Annotated in this window: 16 protein-coding genes; 8 read left to right on the forward strand and 8 right to left on the reverse strand. The window is 73.0% G+C overall.

Annotation, left to right across the window (positions count from 1 at the left end; translation table 11 throughout):
• Nucleotides 1-26 precede the first annotated feature (26 nt).
• Together lpdA and RI578_RS28405 are read right to left on the reverse strand one after the other, a co-directional pair.
• A complete protein-coding gene (gene lpdA / locus RI578_RS28400) occupies nt 27-1,415 on the reverse strand; it encodes a dihydrolipoyl dehydrogenase (RefSeq protein WP_193776216.1) in 1,389 nt (462 codons plus the stop codon).
• 401 nt (nt 1,416-1,816) lie between these two features.
• The gene (locus RI578_RS28405; protein WP_310873727.1) at nt 1,817-3,355 is read right to left on the reverse strand and encodes a leucyl aminopeptidase; all 1,539 of its coding nucleotides are present in this window, start codon (nt 3,353-3,355) and stop codon (nt 1,817-1,819) included.
• Between the two features lie 240 nt (nt 3,356-3,595).
• On the opposite strand from RI578_RS28405, the gene RI578_RS28410 reads away from it, so the two are divergent.
• Nucleotides 3,596-4,378 carry an endo alpha-1,4 polygalactosaminidase gene (locus RI578_RS28410; protein ID WP_310873728.1) on the forward strand — a complete coding sequence of 261 codons (783 nt, stop codon included), beginning with the start codon at nt 3,596-3,598 and terminating at the stop codon, nt 4,376-4,378.
• Nucleotides 4,379-4,386: 8 nt separating this feature from the next.
• Here RI578_RS28410 and RI578_RS28415 read toward each other — a convergent pair whose 3' ends face one another.
• Nucleotides 4,387-5,169: an adenosylcobinamide-GDP ribazoletransferase gene (locus RI578_RS28415; protein WP_310873729.1), complete on the reverse strand. Its 783-nt coding sequence runs from the start codon at nt 5,167-5,169 to the stop codon at nt 4,387-4,389.
• Nucleotides 5,170-5,229: 60 nt separating this feature from the next.
• On the opposite strand from RI578_RS28415, the gene RI578_RS28420 reads away from it, so the two are divergent.
• Entirely contained in the window at nt 5,230-5,994 is a 765-nt protein-coding gene (locus RI578_RS28420) for a hypothetical protein (RefSeq protein ID WP_310873730.1), read from the forward strand.
• A 440-nt stretch (nt 5,995-6,434) separates the two neighbouring features.
• Here the strand turns inward: RI578_RS28420 and cobT are convergent, their stop codons facing one another.
• On the reverse strand, nt 6,435-7,508 hold the full coding sequence (gene cobT / locus RI578_RS28425) for a nicotinate-nucleotide--dimethylbenzimidazole phosphoribosyltransferase (protein WP_310873731.1): 1,074 nt from the start codon (nt 7,506-7,508) through the stop codon (nt 6,435-6,437).
• A gap of 161 nt (nt 7,509-7,669) precedes the next feature.
• On the opposite strand from cobT, the gene RI578_RS28430 reads away from it, so the two are divergent.
• Nucleotides 7,670-8,407 (forward strand): class I SAM-dependent methyltransferase, encoded by a 738-nt coding sequence (locus tag RI578_RS28430; RefSeq protein ID WP_310873732.1) that lies wholly within the window; start codon nt 7,670-7,672, stop codon nt 8,405-8,407.
• Here the strand turns inward: RI578_RS28430 and RI578_RS28435 are convergent.
• Nucleotides 8,396-9,595, reverse strand: coding sequence for a bifunctional adenosylcobinamide kinase/adenosylcobinamide-phosphate guanylyltransferase (locus RI578_RS28435; protein ID WP_310873733.1), 1,200 nt, complete (start codon nt 9,593-9,595; stop codon nt 8,396-8,398). The genes RI578_RS28430 and RI578_RS28435 overlap by 12 nt on opposite strands.
• A gap of 183 nt (nt 9,596-9,778) precedes the next feature.
• On the opposite strand from RI578_RS28435, the gene RI578_RS28440 reads away from it, so the two are divergent.
• Entirely contained in the window at nt 9,779-10,033 is a 255-nt protein-coding gene (locus tag RI578_RS28440) for a hypothetical protein (protein WP_310873734.1), read from the forward strand.
• 43 nt (nt 10,034-10,076) lie between these two features.
• On the opposite strand, the gene RI578_RS28445 is transcribed toward RI578_RS28440, so the two are convergent.
• The 3 genes from RI578_RS28445 to RI578_RS28455 form a co-directional block, all read right to left on the reverse strand.
• Nucleotides 10,077-11,159 (reverse strand): trypsin-like peptidase domain-containing protein, encoded by a 1,083-nt coding sequence (locus RI578_RS28445; protein ID WP_310873735.1) that lies wholly within the window; start codon nt 11,157-11,159, stop codon nt 10,077-10,079.
• Between the two features lie 67 nt (nt 11,160-11,226).
• Nucleotides 11,227-11,928 (reverse strand): methyltransferase domain-containing protein, encoded by a 702-nt coding sequence (locus RI578_RS28450; RefSeq protein ID WP_310873736.1) that lies wholly within the window; start codon nt 11,926-11,928, stop codon nt 11,227-11,229.
• Nucleotides 11,929-12,011: 83 nt separating this feature from the next.
• On the reverse strand, nt 12,012-12,650 hold the full coding sequence (locus RI578_RS28455) for a DUF3043 domain-containing protein (RefSeq protein ID WP_310875880.1): 639 nt from the start codon (nt 12,648-12,650) through the stop codon (nt 12,012-12,014).
• Nucleotides 12,651-12,921: 271 nt separating this feature from the next.
• Here RI578_RS28455 and RI578_RS28460 point away from each other — a divergent pair, with 271 nt between their 5' ends.
• The 4 genes from RI578_RS28460 (at nt 12,922) to RI578_RS28475 (ending at nt 16,154) form a co-directional block, all read left to right on the forward strand.
• A complete protein-coding gene (locus tag RI578_RS28460) occupies nt 12,922-13,713 on the forward strand; it encodes a PspA/IM30 family protein (RefSeq protein WP_310873737.1) in 792 nt (263 codons plus the stop codon).
• A gap of 20 nt (nt 13,714-13,733) precedes the next feature.
• Nucleotides 13,734-14,018 (forward strand): PspA-associated protein PspAA, encoded by a 285-nt coding sequence (locus RI578_RS28465; protein ID WP_310873738.1) that lies wholly within the window; start codon nt 13,734-13,736, stop codon nt 14,016-14,018.
• A gap of 226 nt (nt 14,019-14,244) precedes the next feature.
• Nucleotides 14,245-15,474 (forward strand): histidine kinase, encoded by a 1,230-nt coding sequence (locus RI578_RS28470; RefSeq protein ID WP_310873739.1) that lies wholly within the window; start codon nt 14,245-14,247, stop codon nt 15,472-15,474.
• Nucleotides 15,471-16,154, forward strand: coding sequence for a response regulator transcription factor (locus RI578_RS28475; protein ID WP_121746610.1), 684 nt, complete (start codon nt 15,471-15,473; stop codon nt 16,152-16,154). The genes RI578_RS28470 and RI578_RS28475 overlap by 4 nt, the downstream gene beginning before the upstream one ends.
• The last annotated feature ends 48 nt before the right edge of the window (nt 16,155-16,202 follow it).

The raw sequence follows: 16,202 nt of genomic DNA on the forward strand, positions 1-16,202 counted from the left end.
TCGTCGCGCCCAATGACCGAGGGAGGTCAGTCGTGGGAGTGCAGGGGCTTGCCGGCCAGCGCCAGGTGGGCCTCGCCGAGCGCCTCGTTCTGCGTCGGGTGGGCGTGGACGAGCTGGGCCACCTCGGCCGGCAGCGCCTCCCAGTTGTAGATCAGCTGGGCTTCGCCGACCTGCTCGCCCATACGGTCGCCGACCATGTGGACGCCGACCACGGCACCGTCCTTGACCTGGACGAGCTTGATCTCGCCCGCGGTCTTCAGGATCTTGCTCTTGCCGTTGCCCGCCAGGTTGTACTTCAGGGCGACGACCTTGTCCGCACCGTAGATCTCCTTGGCCTTGGCCTCGGTGATGCCGACGGAGGCGACCTCCGGGTGGCAGTACGTCACCCGCGGCACACCGTCGTAGTCGACCGGGACGGTCTTCAGGCCGGCCAGCCGCTCCGCCACCAGCATGCCCTCGGCGAAGCCGACGTGCGCGAGCTGGAGGGTCGGGACGAGGTCACCGACGGCGGAGACGGTCGGGACGTTGGTCCGCATGTACTCGTCGACCAGGACGTAGCCGCGGTCCATGGCGACCCCGGCCTCCTCGTAGCCCAGGCCCTGCGAGACCGGGCCGCGGCCGATGGCGACGAGCAGGACCTCGGCCTCGAACTCCTTGCCGTCGGCGAGGGTGACCTTGACGCCGTCCTGGGTGTACTCGGCCTTCTCGAAGAAGGTGCCCAGGTTGAACTTGATGCCCCGCTTGCGGAAGGCGCGCTCCAGCAGCTTCGAGCTGTTCTCGTCCTCGACCGGCACGAGGTGCTTGAGGCCCTCGACGATCGTGACGTCGGTGCCGAAGGACTTCCACGCGGAGGCGAACTCGACGCCGATGACGCCGCCGCCCAGGACGATCGCGGACTTCGGCACGCGGTCCAGCGTGAGGGCGTGGTCGGAAGAGATGATCCGGTTGCCGTCGATCTCCAGGCCCGGCAGCGACTTCGGCACGGAGCCGGTCGCCAGCAGGACGTGGCGGCCCTGGACGCGCTGACCGTTCACATCGACGGAGGTCGGCGAGGACAGCCGTCCCTCACCCTCGATGTAGGTCACCTTGCGCGAGGCGATCAGACCCTGCAGGCCCTTGTACAGGCCCGAGATCACGTCGTCCTTGTACTTGTGGACGGCCGCCATGTCGATGCCCTCGAAGGTGGCCTTCACACCGAACTGCTCGCTCTCGCGGGCCTGGTCGGCGATCTCGCCCGCGTGCAGCAGGGCCTTGGTGGGGATGCAGCCGTTGTGCAGGCAGGTACCGCCGACCTTGCCCTTCTCGATCAGGGCGACGTCCAGGCCCAGCTGTGCCCCGCGCAGCGCCGCGGCGTAACCACCGCTGCCGCCGCCGAGGATCACTAGGTCGAAAACAGTGCTGGCGTCGTTCGCCACGTCACGTCCTCCATGCATGTGCGCCACGCCGGTCTCCAGTGACCGGTCGGCGGCTGGTGTCCGGCCGCTCTTTGTTCTCGGCCCTTGAGGTGGGCCCTGTCCTGCCGAGCCCCATCTTCGCACTTGTCGGCTCCATACGAGACGCCGGGCCGGGGTGTGAGACACCCCACGTTCCCTTGTGCCGCCGGAGGAGGTGACGCCCGCCAGGGGTGCGGGGCTGTGTTTGATCCGCGGCTCCGCCGCGTGGGCGCGACCGGCCGGGCCAGTCGGTCACCCACGGAGGGGCCACGCCGCCAGGGGCGCGGGGCCGTGTTTGATCTGCGGCTCCGCCGCGTGGGCGCGACCAGTCACAACGGACGCGCAGCCGCCGAATCACCCGCACCCCCTGGCTCTCAGGCGCCCTAGCCCAGATCGCCCGCAGCCGTCAGCTCCGCGACCCGCACCAGCGTCCGCACGGCCGTCCCGGTCCCGCCCTTGGGCGTGTACCCGAACGGTCCGCCCTCGTTGAACGCCGGACCCGCGATGTCCAGGTGCGCCCAGGTGATGCCCTCGCCGACGAACTCGCGCAGGAACAGGCCGGCCACCAGGCCGCCGCCCATCCGCTCACCCATGTTGGCGATGTCGGCGGTCGCCGAGTCCATACCCTTGCGCAGGTGCTCGGGCAGCGGCATCGGCCAGGCCGGCTCGCCGACCTCTTCCGCGGCCTCGTGCACCGCCGCGCGGAACGCGTCGTCGTTCGCCATGACCCCGTACGTCCGGCTGCCCAGCGCCAGCATCATCGCGCCGGTGAGGGTCGCCACGTCGATGATCGCGTCCGGCTTCTCCTGCGAGGCCGCCCACAGCGCGTCGGCGAGCACGAGCCGGCCCTCGGCGTCGGTGTTGAGCACCTCCACCGTCTTGCCGCTGTACATGCGCAGCACGTCGCCCGGGCGGGTCGCGGAGCCCGACGGCATGTTCTCGGCCAGCGCCAGCCAGCCGGTCACGTTGACCTCCAGGCCGAGGCGCGCGGCGGCGACGACCGCGGCGAACACGGCGGCGGCACCGGCCATGTCGCACTTCATCGTCTCGTTGTGCCCGGCCGGCTTCAGCGAGATGCCGCCCGAGTCGTAGGTGATGCCCTTGCCGACGAAGGCGAGCGACTTCGTCGCCTTGGACGACGTGTACGACAGCTTCACCAGCCGCGGGCCGGCGGCCGAGCCGGCGCCGACGCCGAGGATGCCGCCGTAGCCGCCCTTGGTGAGCGCCTTCTCGTCGAGCACCTGCACCTTGATGCCGTGCTCCTTCGCGGCGGCCTGCGCGACCGCCGCGAACGCCTCGGGGTCGAGCTCGTTCGGCGGGGTGTTGACCAGGTCGCGGGCGCGGTTCAGTTCCTCGGAGACGGCGACGGCACGCTCGATCGCCGCCTTGTACGCCTTGTCCCGGGGCTTGCCGCCGAGCAGCGCGGCCTCGGCCAGCGGGGCCTTGCCGTTCTTGGCCTTGGCGGCGTCCTGTCCCTGACGGCCCGACTCCTTGTAGGCGTCGAAGGAGTACGCGCCGAGCAGCACGCCCTCGCCGACGACGCCGGCGTCGGCGGCCTCGGCGAGCGGGAGGGCGAAGGCGGCCTTCTTGGCGCCGGCCAGGGCGCGGGCGGCCACGCCGGCGGCCCTGCGCAGTGCCTCGGCGTCGAAACCGGCGTCCTTCTCGGGCTCGGAGCCGAGGCCCACCGCCACCACGACGGGCGCCTTGAAGCCGGACGGAGCGGGCAGCTTCGTCACCTCGCCCTCGGCGCCGCCGGCACCGAGGGTCTCCAGGACGCCGGCGAGCCGGCCGTCGTACGCCTTGTCCACGGCCTCCGCGCCCGGTGCGACGACCAGGCCCTTGGCGTTCTTGGCGACACCGATCACGATCGCGTCGGCCCGCAGGCCGGGCGCCGCGGCGGTGGAGAGAGTGAGAGCAGTCACGGTGGTGAATTCTCGCTTCCGTATGAAGTCTTGTATGGCCGAATGCGGGTGGGTCGACCGGGCCCGACAACCGACCCTAGATCCCTCCTGCGATGAGGTCTTTGCCTGGGCAGGCAAACACCCGGCACGAGCCTACGCTCGCGCCCGGCCCCGCTCCCTCCCGCGGGGCCGCGGATTCCGGGATGGGAGATCATTCCTGGGGTACGCCACCGCGCCAGCCCACACCATGGAGCACGCCCCGTGAGACGCCCGGTCCTGTCGATAGCCCTTCTCCTGCTGCTCGCGGGCTGCTCGTCGTCCCCCGACGACGAGCCGGAAGCCGGCGACCGCTGGCAGCCCCGGCCCGGCACCGCCTGGCAGTGGCAGCTCAGCGGCAGGCTCGACACGTCTGTCGACGTACCGGTCTACGACATAGACGGGTTCGACCACACCGGCTCCACCGTGGCCGCGCTGCACGACGACGGCCGCAAGGTCATCTGCTACCTGTCCACCGGCGCCTGGGAGGACTTCCGCCCCGACGCGGAGAAGTTCCCCGAGTCGGTGCTGGGCAAGGGCAACGGCTGGGAGGGGGAGCGCTGGCTGGACATCCGCGAGACGGACGTCCTGGAGCCGCTGATGGCCGAGCGCATCGACATGTGCCGCGAGAAGGGCTTCGACGCGGTCGAGCCGGACAACATGGACGGCTACAAGAACGAGACCGGTTTCCCGCTCACCGCCGACGACCAGCTCCGCTACAACCGGCTGATCGCGAGGCTCGCCCACGACCGGGGCATGGCCGTCGGCCTGAAGAACGACCTGGACCAGATCCCCGAGCTGGTGGACGACTTCGACTTCGCGGTCAACGAACAGTGCGCCCAGTACGGCGAATGCGCCGACAACCAGCCGTTCATCGACGCGGACAAGGCGGTCTTCCACGTCGAGTACGAGCTGCCGACCGACCGCTTCTGCGCCGAGTCCCGTGAGCTGAGGCTGAGTTCGATGCTGAAGAAGTACGAACTGGGGGTGTGGCGCGAGGCCTGCTGAGCCCGGGCTCAGCCGAGGACCAGCACCACGAGGGCGGTGGTGGCCGCCGTCTCCGCGACCCCGCCGAAGACGTCGCCGGTGACCCCGCCGAAGCGGCGGACGCAGTGCCGCAGGAGCAGTTCGGCGACGGCTACGGCGCACAGCACGGCGAGCGCCGTACGGACCGCGTCGTACGGCCCGAGGAGCGCGCCCGCCGCCGCCCCGGCCGCCGTGACGACGGCGGTGACCGCCGCCGCGCCACCCATCGGCACCACTCCGGCGACTGCCGCGCCCAGTCCCTCCGGGCGGGCGGCGGGCACCCCGGACCGGGCGGCGAGCGTGAGCGCCAGCCGGGCGGCGGTCGCCGAGACCACGGCGGCGAGCGCGCCCCGCGCCCAGGACCCGTCGTAGGCCTGGGCCAGCGCGGCCACCTGGGCGAACAGCACGAACACGAGGGCGAGTACGCCGAACGGCCCGATGTCCGACTGCTTCATGATCCGCAACGCGTCCTCGGCGGGCCTCCCGCTGCCGAGCCCGTCCGCGGTGTCGGCCAGCCCGTCCAGGTGCAGGCCGCGCGTGAGCATCGCGGGTACGGCGGCCGTGGCGACCGCGGCGAGCAGGCTTCCCGCGCCCAGGAACAGCAGCAGGAGCCCGGCCGCCGCGGCGACGAGGCCGACGGCCAGTCCGGCCAGCGGCGCGCACAGCATGCCGCCGCGCGCCGCCTCCCGGTCCCAGCGGGTCACCTTGACCGGGAACACGGTGAGGGTGCCGAAGGCGAAACGGAGGCCGTCGGGGGAGGGGGTCCTGAGCACCGGCGCAGACTACCCGGCGGTCACCAGGGCACCGGCGCGGGCTGTGGATAAAGTTCGCATATGGGAGATTGGTGGCAGCGCAACATCATGGAACCGGGCAAGCTGCCGCTGCTCCTCGCCCTGGCGGCCTTCGTCCTGACGTTCGTGATCACCCGGGTCATCACCCGGCTCATCCGGGCCGGCAAGGGCCCCTTCGGCAACGTCAAGGCGGGCGGGGTGCACATCCACCACGTCGTCCCGGGGATCGTCCTCACCGTCGTCGGAGGCTTCGGCGCGGTCGCGGGGGGCCGGCACGGGTTCGGCTCCGCCCTCGCGGCGGTGGTCTTCGGTGTCGGGGCGGGCCTCGTCCTGGACGAGTTCGCGCTGATCCTGCACCTCGACGACGTCTACTGGACCGAGGCGGGGCGGCAGAGCGTGGAGGTCGTGGCGGTCACCGCGGCCCTTGTCGGACTGTTGCTCGCCGGATTCACGCCGTTCGGCGTCGACGGCATGTCCGAGGACGAGTTGCAGGACCGCGCCAACGTCATCGCGACCGTCGCGGGGAACTTCTTCTTCTCGCTCCTCGCCCTGGCCAAGGGCAAGGCCCGCATCGCGATCTTCGGGGTGATCGTTCCCCTTGTCGCTCTGATCGGCGCGGTCCGCCTGGCCCGCCCGGACTCGCTGTGGGCCCGCCGCTTCTACGGCCGCCGGCCGCGCGCCCGTGCCAGGGCCCGCCTGCGGGCCTACCACCACGACCGCCGGTGGTCGGGGCCCCGCCGCGCCTTCCAGGACTGGATCGGCGGCCGCCCGGACCCGGACCCGGGCCCGGCCCCGGACCGCCGGTGATGCCTGCGGCGGCCTGTGGGGTTGGGTGGGGGTGCGCGTAGCGCGGATCGTTTCCGTGTGGGTCGGGGCCGCGCCGGGGGGTGTCCGTCCTCGGAACGGCGCGGAATCGGTCGGCCGCAGAAGTGCCGGCGTTGACGCGCCAACCGCTGCGGGCGAACACCCCCCGACACGTCCCCTTCGCGCCGTACGCGGCTACCGGTTTCCCCCGCCCGCGTAGCTGCGGGCAGTCGTACGTCGCCCCCAGCTACGGGCAGTCGTACGTCGCCCCCAGCTACGGGCAGTCGTACGTCGCCCCCAGCTACGGGCAGTCGTACGTCGCCCCAGCTGCGGGCAGTCGTGCCGCTGGGGCGGCACGGGTGGGCGCAGCGGCACCCCGTAGCGCCGGGCCGCGTCGCCCACCCCCGCCCCGCGTCAACGCCGGGTGCGCAGGTGACGCCCGTTCACTGAGCGTCGACCACGACCTCACCGTCGGAGACCTCCGGCAGCTCCGCCGCCAGCGCCGCCGCCGCCTGGACCAGCGGCAGTGCCAGCAGGCCCCCCGCGCCCTCACCCACCGTCACGCCCTGGGACAGCAGCGGCTCCAGGGCCATCCGGTCCAGCGCCTTGGCCTGGCCCGGCTCCCCGCTGTCGTGGGAGGCCAGCCACCAGTCGGGTGCCCGGAACGCGACCCGCTGCCCGACCAGCGCGCAGGCGACCGTCACCACGCCGTCCAGGATCACCGGCATCTTCCGCACCGCGCTCTGCAGCAGGAAGCCCGTCATCGCGGCGAGGTCGGCGCCGCCCACGGTCGCGAGCAGCTGCAACTGGTCCCCGAGCACCGGCCGGGCGCGGCGCAGCGCGTCGCGGATCGCCGCGCACTTGCGCATCCAGGCCAGGTCGTCGATCGCCAGCCCGCCCCGCCCGGTGACGACCGACGCGTCGGTCCCGCACAGCGCGGCGACCAGCACGCCCGCCGCCGTGGTTCCGCCCACGCTCACATCGCCGAGCACCACCAGATCCGTACCGGAGTCGGCCTCCTCGTCGGCCACCGCCATCCCGGCCCGGAAGGCGGCCTCGGCCTCCTCCAGGGTCAGCGCGTCCTCGATGTCGATGCGCCCGCCGCCGCGCCGCACCCGGTGCCGCACGACGTCGGCCGGCAGCGTCTCCGGCTCGCAGTCCAGGGACATGTCGACGACCCGCACCGGCACGCCGAGGCGCCGGGCGAGCACGGACACGGGGCGGCCGCCCTCCAGGACCTCGCGCACCAGCTCGCCGGCGCCGCCCGCGGGCCGCGCCGAGACGCCCAGCTCGGCCACCTTGTGGTCACCGGCGAAGAGCACCACCCGGGGCCGTTCGAGCGGCCGCACCGGTACGGCGGACTGCGCCGAGGCCAGCCACTCGCCCAGGTCGTCCAGGCGGCCCAGCGATCCGGGCGGAACGACCTGACGCTCCCGGCGGGCCTCGGCGTCGCGGCGCACCCCGCCGTCGGGGCGCTCGATCAGATCGGTGAAGTCGTCGAGATTCAGCGAGCTCATTCGTCGAACAGTACCGGCCGCCGGGGACCGCGACGGCGGGCCCGTGCGCACCGCGCCCGAGCTGCGTCGTTGCGCCCCGGATCGCGATCACCTACGTAACGTTTCGCAGTAATTGTCGTACGTCGTCCTGCTGTGTCCTCGTCTCGCGTCGGGAGCCGCTCATGACCGCACCCTCCGCCCCCTCGGTGCCGCCTCCCGTCCCCCGGGTCCCTCCGGTGCCCCGGTACGGGCCGCACCGTGCGGACTGCCCCTGGTGCGGCTCCCGGCGGCTGCGCGCCCGCCCGCGCCGCGAGGACCCGCGCCGGTCCGTCCTCGAACGCTGCCTGGACTGCCGGCACGTCTTCCGCAACCCCCCGTTCACACCCGGGTCCGAACACCCACTGGTCCGGGCCGGGGTGCGGCTGAGACACGGCCTGGCCGCGCGGGCGTTGCTCCGCCGCCGCCCCGACCCCGAGAGCTGGCTCGACGTGGGCACCGGCGACGCCGACTTCCCCCGCACCGCGCGCGCGTACTTCCCGTACACCTCCTTCGACGGCCTGGACCCCACCCACCGGGTCCTGCGCGCCCGCGCGGTCGAGCGCGTCGAGGAGGCGTTCGTCGGCCGGCTGACGGACCCGCACATCGCGGCCCGGCTGCGCGCCCGCTACGACGTGGTGAGCCTCTTCCAGCAGTTGGAACGCGTCCCGGACCCCCGCGCCGAACTGCGCGCCGCCCTCCACGTGCTCCGCCCCGGCGGCCATCTGCTCGTCGACGTGGCGGACCCGCGCCGCCTGTTCGCCCTCCCCGGCACCTCGCACCCGGCGGGCCTGCGCGCGGAACTGGTGGCCCAGGGCTGCACGGTGCTCACCGGCGTGCGGACCCACCGCGTCATCGCGCGCAAGGACGCCTCAGCCCCGTAGCAGCAGTGCCTGGCCCGCGACCACCAGAAGCACCTGCTCGCACTCGGCCGCGAACGCCGCGTTGAGCCGCCCGAGTTCGTCCCGGTAGCGGCGGCCCGAGGCGGTGGCGGGCACGATGCCCGAGCCCACCTCGTTCGACACCGCGACGAGGGTGCGGCGAGTGGTGCGCACCGCCTCCGTCAGCTCCCGCACCCGGTCCCGCAGGGCCCGTTCGCCGCCGTCCGCCCACTCCGCGTCGTCCCACGCCCCGACGGCGTCCATCGCGTCCGTCAGCCACAGCGACAGACAGTCGACGAGCAGCGCCGGCCCGTCGTCCTTCAGCAGCGGCACCAGGTCGCACGTCTCGACGGTGCGCCACGAGCCCGGCCGCCGCTCCCGGTGGGCGCAGACCCGCGCCGCCCACTCGGTGTCCCCGTTGCGGGAGCCCCCGGTCGCGACGTACAGCACGTCGGGGAAGGCCTCCAGCCGTCGCTCGGCCTCCACCGACTTGCCCGACCGGGCCCCGCCCAGTACGAGGGTGCGGCGCGGCACGTCGGGTACGTCCTCGTAGGAGCCGACCACCAGCGTCGTCCCGTCCGGCACGGCCCGCGCTCCGGCCGCCGCGAGCCGCCGGTCCAGTTCCGGGCCCGGCGGCACGTCGTGGTCCAGATGGACGGCGACGACGTCCGTCGTCGGCCCCGCGGCGCCCACCGCCCGCAGCCTCGCCAGCGCGTCCGGCCGCCCCACGACGTCCGCGACGACCAGGTCGTAGGACTCGGCGGGCTCCTCCAGACCGGCCGGCGCGCCGCCCGGCGGCAGATACAGCAGCCGCTGCCCGTCCGGACCGGTCACGGCGTACCCGGTGCCCGGCGCGTCCATCGCCACCGCCCGCACCCGGTGTCCGGTCAGCAGCGCCAGTTCCCGCCCGTCCGGCACCCGCCCCGGCTGCGGCAGCCCGGCCGGCACCTCCACGGCGGGCCCGTCGTGCGGGTGCGACAGCAGCACCTGCCGGACGCCGGTCAGGGAGCGCCCGGCGCGTGCGGCGGCGAACGCGGCGCCGGGCGTCAGGTCGAGCAGCAGCGCCCCGTCCACCAGCAGCGCGGTCGCCGCGCGCGCGTTCGTGCCCTGCGCGGCGGCACAGGCCGCGCAGGGACAGTCGGGGCGGGGGAGTCCCGCGGGGGCACCGGTGCCGAGCAGAGTCACGTCCACGCCCCGATTTTCCCCGGTCACCCGGCGACGTGCGCGCCCGAGGCCCCCTGTGGGGCGCGGGCGGTCCCCGTTCCCGTCCCCCCGGCCTTCTACGGCGCAGCCGGCTCAGCGCATAGGCTGCGGTCGGAGGCCGGACCAAGATCCGGCTTCCGCTCTGCATGTGCTCACATCTTGGAGGCGTACATGGCGGCATGGACGTGGCGGTTCGAGACGGCCGGCGGGACGGAGGTCCAGCCCGCGGTGCAGCCCGAGGAGTTCACCACGCAAGGGGACGCCGAGTCCTGGATCGGTGAGTACTGGAAGGACCTCAAGGAGGGCGGGACCGACCAGGTGCGGCTGTTCGAGGACGCCACCGAGATCTACGGCCCGATGAGCCTGCACGCCGAAGAGGCCGAAGAGGCCGAAGCGGCCGAAGCGGCCGCGGAGCCGGAGGCCTGACCCGCGGGCGGGGGCGGTCCCGAGCGGACCGGCCCCGCCTCCGTCACTGCTCGCCCAGCGTCACCTCGGCGGTGCGCTCGTCGCCGTCGCGGGTGTACGTCACCTTCGCCCGGTCGCCCGGCTGCATCGAAGCCAGCGCCTCGGCCAGCGAGGTGATCGTGGTGATGTCCGTGTCGCCCAGCCGGACGATGACGTCCCCGGGCCGCAGCCCCGCCTCGTCGGCGGCCCCGCCGGCACTGACCTCGACGACGGCCACGCCCGCGGGCCGGTAGCCGTCGTCGACGACCGTACGGGCGGTGACGCCGAGCGCCGCCCGGCCCGAGTCGGTGACGCGCCCGTCCTCGATGATCTGGTCGGCGACCGTCCTCACCATCGACGCCGGGATGGCGAACCCGATCCCGGGCGCCGCGCTGTCGCTCATGCCCGGGTCGGTCGCGGCCAGCGTCGGGATGCCGATCACCTGGCTGTCGAGGTTCACCAGGGCGCCACCGCTGTTGCCGGGGTTGATGGCCGCGGACGTCTGCACCATGTTGCCGATGGTCGCGCCCGTACCGCCCCCGCTGCTGCCCTCGGTGACGGTCCGTCCGGTCGCCGAGACGATGCCCTGCGTCACGCTGGAGGAAAGCCCGAGCGGCGAGCCCATCGCCAGCACGATCTGCCCGACCCCGACCTTCGAGGAGTCCCCGAAGCGGGCCGCCCTCATGCCGTCGGGCACCTTGTCCAGCTTGATGACGGCGAGATCCTGCTCGGGGTAGGAGGAGACGAGTTCCGCGGCCAGCGAGTCCTCGTTGCGGGCGGTCGTCACCCGGAAGGACTTGGTGTCACCGACGACGTGCGCGTTCGTGACGACGTGTCCCTTGTCGTCGTACACGACCCCCGACCCCAGGGAGTCGCCCGCCTGGATCTGCACGACCGACGGGAGTACGTCGTTGATCACCCGCTCGTAGTCGGCCTGCAGATCGTTGGCCGCGCGCGGCGCCGCGGCCTGTGCCGTGTCGCCCTCCCGCTCGCTCCGGGAGCCCGGAGCGGACCCGCCGCCGGAGCAGCCGGCGACGAGCAGCAGGGAGCAGGCCAGCACGGCGAGCGGGCCGAGCAGCCGTGGCACACGGGTACGGGAAGGGTCCATGCCCCGAGTCTCACCGCGCACCGGAGACGCGGCCCCCGGGGAACCCCCGAACGGGCGCCGCGCGGTACTACCCCCGCACCCCGCACAGATGAAGCAGCGCGGCGATCTGGCGGTACGGGTCCGTCCGGCCGGCCCGCTCCTCGGCGGCCAGCAGCGTTTCCAGACCGTCCGGGACCCGGGCGTCGTCGAGGGCCGTGTCCGTGAAGACCCGGACGCCGTACCAGGTGTGCAGCGGGGCGCCGATGCTCGCGAGCTTGGCCGTCAGCGTCGCCCGCCGGTCCGCGCGGACCTCGATGCCGTCACCGTCACGACAGACGGTGGTGTCGAAGGCGGCCAGCGCGTCGGCCCAGTCGCCGCGCAGGCCGGGGCGCATCGCGAGCGCGTCGCCGTTGCGCACCAGGAGCGACAGCAGTCCGCCCGGGGCGAGCATCCGGGCCAGCCCGGCGAGCAGCGGGTCGGGCTCCTCGACGTACATGAGCACCCCGTGGCACAGCACCACGTCGAAACTGCCCGGCAGGAAGTGCACGCCGGTGTCCCGGCCGTCGCCCTCGACGATCCGCATCCGCTCCCGGATGCCCTCGGGCTGGCCGGCCAGGGCGCCGCGTGCCGCGGCGATCATCGTGGCGTCCCGCTCGACGCCGGTCACCTGGTGCCCGGCCCGTGCCAGCCGAAGCGACTGGGCGCCCCGGCCCATACCGACGTCGAGCACCCGCAGCCGCTTGCCGACCGGGAAGCGCCCGGCTATCTGCTCGTCCAGCTGCCGGGCCACCAGCTCCTGCCGTACGACGTCCCGCAGACCACCGGGAACGGCCGACCAGGCATCGGCCGCGCCGTCGGCGAACGGCGTCGTGCTCAGGGCCGCTCCCCGCGCTTGACCTGGGGCTTGGGCAGCCGGAGCCGGCGCATCTGGAGGGAGCGCATCAGCGCGTAGGCGACCGCGCCGCGCCGGCGCTCGTCCGGGAAGCGCTCGGCGAGACGCTTCTTCAGCCGGAAGCCGGTGACGATCGAGTCCAGCACGATCATCACGATCACGACCAGCCACAGCAGCAGCGCCACGTTCTGCAGCGAGGCCACCCGGATCATGCTCAGCACGAGGATGACCACGGCCATCGGCAGGAAGTACTCCGCGATGTTGAACCGCGAGTCGATGAAGTCGCGCGCGAACTTGCGGACCGGACCCTTGTCGCGGGCCGGCAGGTACCGCTCGTCCCCCTTCGCCAGCGCCTCGCGCTGGCGCGCCATCGCGGTCCGGCGCTCCTCGCGCTGACGCTTGGCGGCGTCCTTGCGCGTCATCGGAGTGTTGGCGACGCTGCGGCGCTGGGACTGGGCCGCACTGCGCTTGGGCGTCGGCCTTCCCTTGGGGGCCTGCGGGTCACGGGGCTGATTGGAGTCGGTCACCGGCGTCTTGACGAGGCTCGGTGCCTTCTCTTCCTTGGCACGGCTACGGAACACAAAACCCAAGGGTACGTGGTGCCGGGGTGTGGACCCCAGTCCGGTGGGGAACGATCCGGCAACGCCGGTCGTCTGTAAGTGGACAGAGGGGACGTTGCGTACACCCCAGGGCACCGGGTCATTCCGGACAACCCCGGGGAGCACCTACTCCCTACGCCGGACCGGAAGCGCACGCAGTCGTCCTTGGGGATGAGCGCATCCGTCCCCGAACAGTGCGGTAATGGATGCAGGGCCCGTACTGTGGGTTCTGTTGCAGTCGCTGGAGCTGGAGTCGGTCAGAAGGGGGCGCGCGAAGCCCATGAGCGGTGTCATGAAGCGTATGGGGATGATCTTCCGCGCGAAGGCCAATAAGGCCCTTGACCGGGCCGAGGACCCGCGCGAGACCCTCGATTACTCGTACCAGAAACAGCTGGAGCTGCTTCAGAAGGTGCGCCGCGGTGTCGCCGACGTGGCGACCAGCCGCAAGCGCCTGGAGCTCCAGCTCAATCAGCTCCAGTCCCAGTCGTCCAAGCTGGAGGACCAGGGCCGCAAGGCGCTGGCGCTGGGCCGCGAGGACCTGGCCCGCGAGGCGCTCTCCCGGCGCGCCGCGCTCCAGCAGCAGGTCACCGACCTGGAGACGCAGCACGCCACCCTCCAGGGCGAGGAGGAGAAGCTCACCCTGGCGGCCCAACGCCTCCAGGCCAAGGTGGACGCCTTCCGCACGAAGAAGGAGACCATCAAGGCCACGTACACGGCCGCCCAGGCGCAGACCCGCATCGGCGAGGCCTTCTCCGGCATCTCCGAGGAGATGGGCGACGTGGGCCTGGCCATCCAGCGGGCCGAGGACAAGACCGCCCAGCTCCAGGCCCGGGCCGGCGCCATCGACGAACTGCTCGCCTCCGGCGCCCTGGACGACCAGTCCGGCATGCACAAGGACGACATCCAGGCCGAGCTGGACCGGCTCTCCGGTGGTACGGATGTAGAGCTGGAACTGCAGCGCATGAAGGCCGAACTGTCCGGGGGCAGCACCTCCGACCGGCAGGCCATCGAGGGCGGCCAGGACCAGGGCCAGGCGCAGCCCCAGCAGCAGCCGCAGGACACCCCGCGCTTCGACAAGCAGTAGCCCACGCCTAGGAGGGCGACATGATCGTACGGATCATGGGGGAGGGACAGCTCACGCTGGCCGACGGCCGTCTCACCGAGCTGAACAAGCTGGACGACGAGCTCCTGGCCGAGATGGAGAACGGCGACGGCCCCGGTTTCCGCGCGACCCTCCAGGCCCTCCTGGCCAAGGTCCGCGAACTGGGCGAGCCGGTCCCGGACGACTCCCTGGAGCCGTCCGACCTCATCCTCCCGTCCCCGGACGCCACCCTGGAGGAGGTCCGGGAGCTACTGAGCGACGACGGCCTGATCCCAGGGAGTTCCTGACGGACACCGGTCGGTACGCCCAGCCCGTCCGGCACCTTCAGCCCGTCCGGTACCTCCAGTCCGTCCAGTACCTCCACTCCGTGCGGCACCTCCAGTCCGTCCGGCGTTTGAGGACGAGGCCGTCCAGGCCGATCGCGGGGGTCTGGGGGCGCAGCCCCCAGGTCGAGGGCCACTGCACGCCCGGTGCGACCCGGACCGACGCCCACTCCAGCTACCGTAAAACGCCGTGAGCACCCTCGCCCGCGCCCGCTGCACCATCGGCGCCCACCCCTCCGCCCTGGACGCGGCCATCGCCGCGGCCGTCCTGGTGTGCATGGTCGCCGGCTCCTTCGTGGACCCGCACGGCCCCGAGGGCGTCAGCTGGGGGCTGCGCACCCCGGACGTACTCAGCCTGGTCCTCATGGCCGTCGGCGCCGCGGCGCTCGTCTTCCGCCGCCGCGCCCCGCTGGTGGTCCTCGCGGTCACCGGCGGTGTCTCCGTCGTCGAGAGCGTCACCGGCGACCCCCGCGCGCCCGTCGTCATGTCCGCCGTCGTCGCCCTCTTCACCGTCGCCGCGTCCACCGACCGTCCCACCACCTGGCGGGTCGGCCTGCTCACCATGACGGTGCTGACCGGCGCCGCCATGCTGGCCGGACCCCTGCCCTGGTACGCGCAGGAGAACCTCGCCGTCTTCGCCTGGACCGGCATCGGCGCCACCGCCGGGGACGCGGTCCGCAGCCGGCGTGCCTTCGTCCAGGCCATCCGCGACCGGGCCGAGAAGGCCGAGCGCACCCGGGAGGAGGAGGCCCGCCGCCGGGTCGCCGAGGAGCGGCTGCGCATCGCCCGCGACCTGCACGACGTGGTCGCCCACCACATCGCCCTGGTCAACGTCCAGGCCGGGGTCGCCGCCCACGTCATGGACAAGCGGCCCGACCAGGCCAAGGAGGCCCTCGCCCACGTACGGGAGGCCAGCCGCTCCGCGCTGGGCGAGCTGCGCGCCACCGTCGGCCTGCTCCGCCAGTCCGGCGACCCGGAGGCGCCGACCGAACCCGCTCCCGGCCTGGACCAACTCGGCGAACTCGTCGCCACCTTCCACCACGCCGGACTGCACGTCGAGGTGGCCCGCACCGACCAGGGCACCGACCGGCCCACCGCCGTCGACCTGGCCGCCTACCGCATCATCCAGGAGGCGTTGACCAACGTGCAGAAGCACGCGGGGACGCGGGCGAAGGCCGAGGTCAGCGTCGTGAGGGTGGGACCGAACATCGAGGTCACCGTGCTCGACGACGGCGCCGGCGAGGGAGAGGCCCCCGAGGCACCCGCCGACGGCGGCGGCCACGGCCTGATCGGGATGCGCGAGCGGGTCACCGCCGTGAGCGGCACCCTCACCACCGGTCCCCGCTACGGAGGCGGTTTCCGGGTCCATGCGATCCTTCCGGTCAGGAACCGCACCGATGCCGCGGAGGGCCCCGTATGACGATCCGTGTCCTGCTCGCCGACGACCAGGCGTTGCTGCGCAGCGCCTTCCGGGTGCTGGTCGACTCCGAGCCCGACATGGAGGTGGTGGGGGAGGCGTCCGACGGCGCGGAGGCGGCCCGGCTGGCCGCCGAGCAGCGGGCCGACGTGGTGCTGATGGACATCCGGATGCCCGGCACCGACGGCCTCGCCGCCACCCGCATGATCAGCGCCGACCCGTCCCTCGCCCATGTCCGCGTGGTCATACTGACCACCTTCGAGGTCGACGACTACGTGGTGCAGTCGCTGCGCGCGGGCGCCTCCGGCTTCCTCGGCAAGGGCTCCGAACCCGAGGAACTGCTCAGCGCGATCCGCGTCGCGGCCGGCGGCGAGGCGCTGCTGTCCCCGACCGCCACCAAGGGGCTGATCGCCCGTTTCCTCGCCCAGGAGGGCACGGCGGGAGAGGACCGCGACCCCGCCCGCGCCGAGCGGCTGGAGACGCTGACCGTGCGCGAGCGCGAGGTGCTGGTCCAGGTCGCCGGCGGGCTCTCCAACGACGAGATCGCCGAGCGGCTGGAGGTCAGCCCGCTCACCGTGAAGACGCACGTCAACCGGGCCATGGCCAAGCTGGGCGCCCGCGACCGGGCCCAGTTGGTCGTCATCGCGTACGAATCCGGGCTGGTACGTCCAAGGGTGGAGTGACCTCCGCCCCGGTGTACTGCGGCGGGAGTATGCGCCGCATAAGGAAAT

The organism is Streptomyces sp. BB1-1-1, from assembly GCF_031597775.1.
Classification (GTDB): Bacteria; Actinomycetota; Actinomycetes; order Streptomycetales; family Streptomycetaceae; genus Streptomyces; species Streptomyces thinghirensis.

What these genes read in the sequence shown, in the direction of transcription:
- RI578_RS28475 (WP_121746610.1), top strand. Translation starts at nt 15,471, where the DNA reads ATGACGATCCGTGTCCTGCTCGCCGACGACCAGGCGTTGCTGCGCAGC.
- RI578_RS28465 (WP_310873738.1), top strand. Translation starts at nt 13,734, where the DNA reads ATGATCGTACGGATCATGGGGGAGGGACAGCTCACGCTGGCCGACGGC.
- RI578_RS28460 (WP_310873737.1), top strand. Translation starts at nt 12,922, where the DNA reads ATGAAGCGTATGGGGATGATCTTCCGCGCGAAGGCCAATAAGGCCCTT.
- RI578_RS28445 (WP_310873735.1), bottom strand. Translation starts at nt 11,159, where the DNA reads ATGGACCCTTCCCGTACCCGTGTGCCACGGCTGCTCGGCCCGCTCGCC.
- RI578_RS28440 (WP_310873734.1), top strand. Translation starts at nt 9,779, where the DNA reads ATGGCGGCATGGACGTGGCGGTTCGAGACGGCCGGCGGGACGGAGGTC.
- RI578_RS28420 (WP_310873730.1), top strand. Translation starts at nt 5,230, where the DNA reads ATGGGAGATTGGTGGCAGCGCAACATCATGGAACCGGGCAAGCTGCCG.
- RI578_RS28430 (WP_310873732.1), top strand. Translation starts at nt 7,670, where the DNA reads ATGACCGCACCCTCCGCCCCCTCGGTGCCGCCTCCCGTCCCCCGGGTC.
- cobT (WP_310873731.1), bottom strand. Translation starts at nt 7,508, where the DNA reads ATGAGCTCGCTGAATCTCGACGACTTCACCGATCTGATCGAGCGCCCC.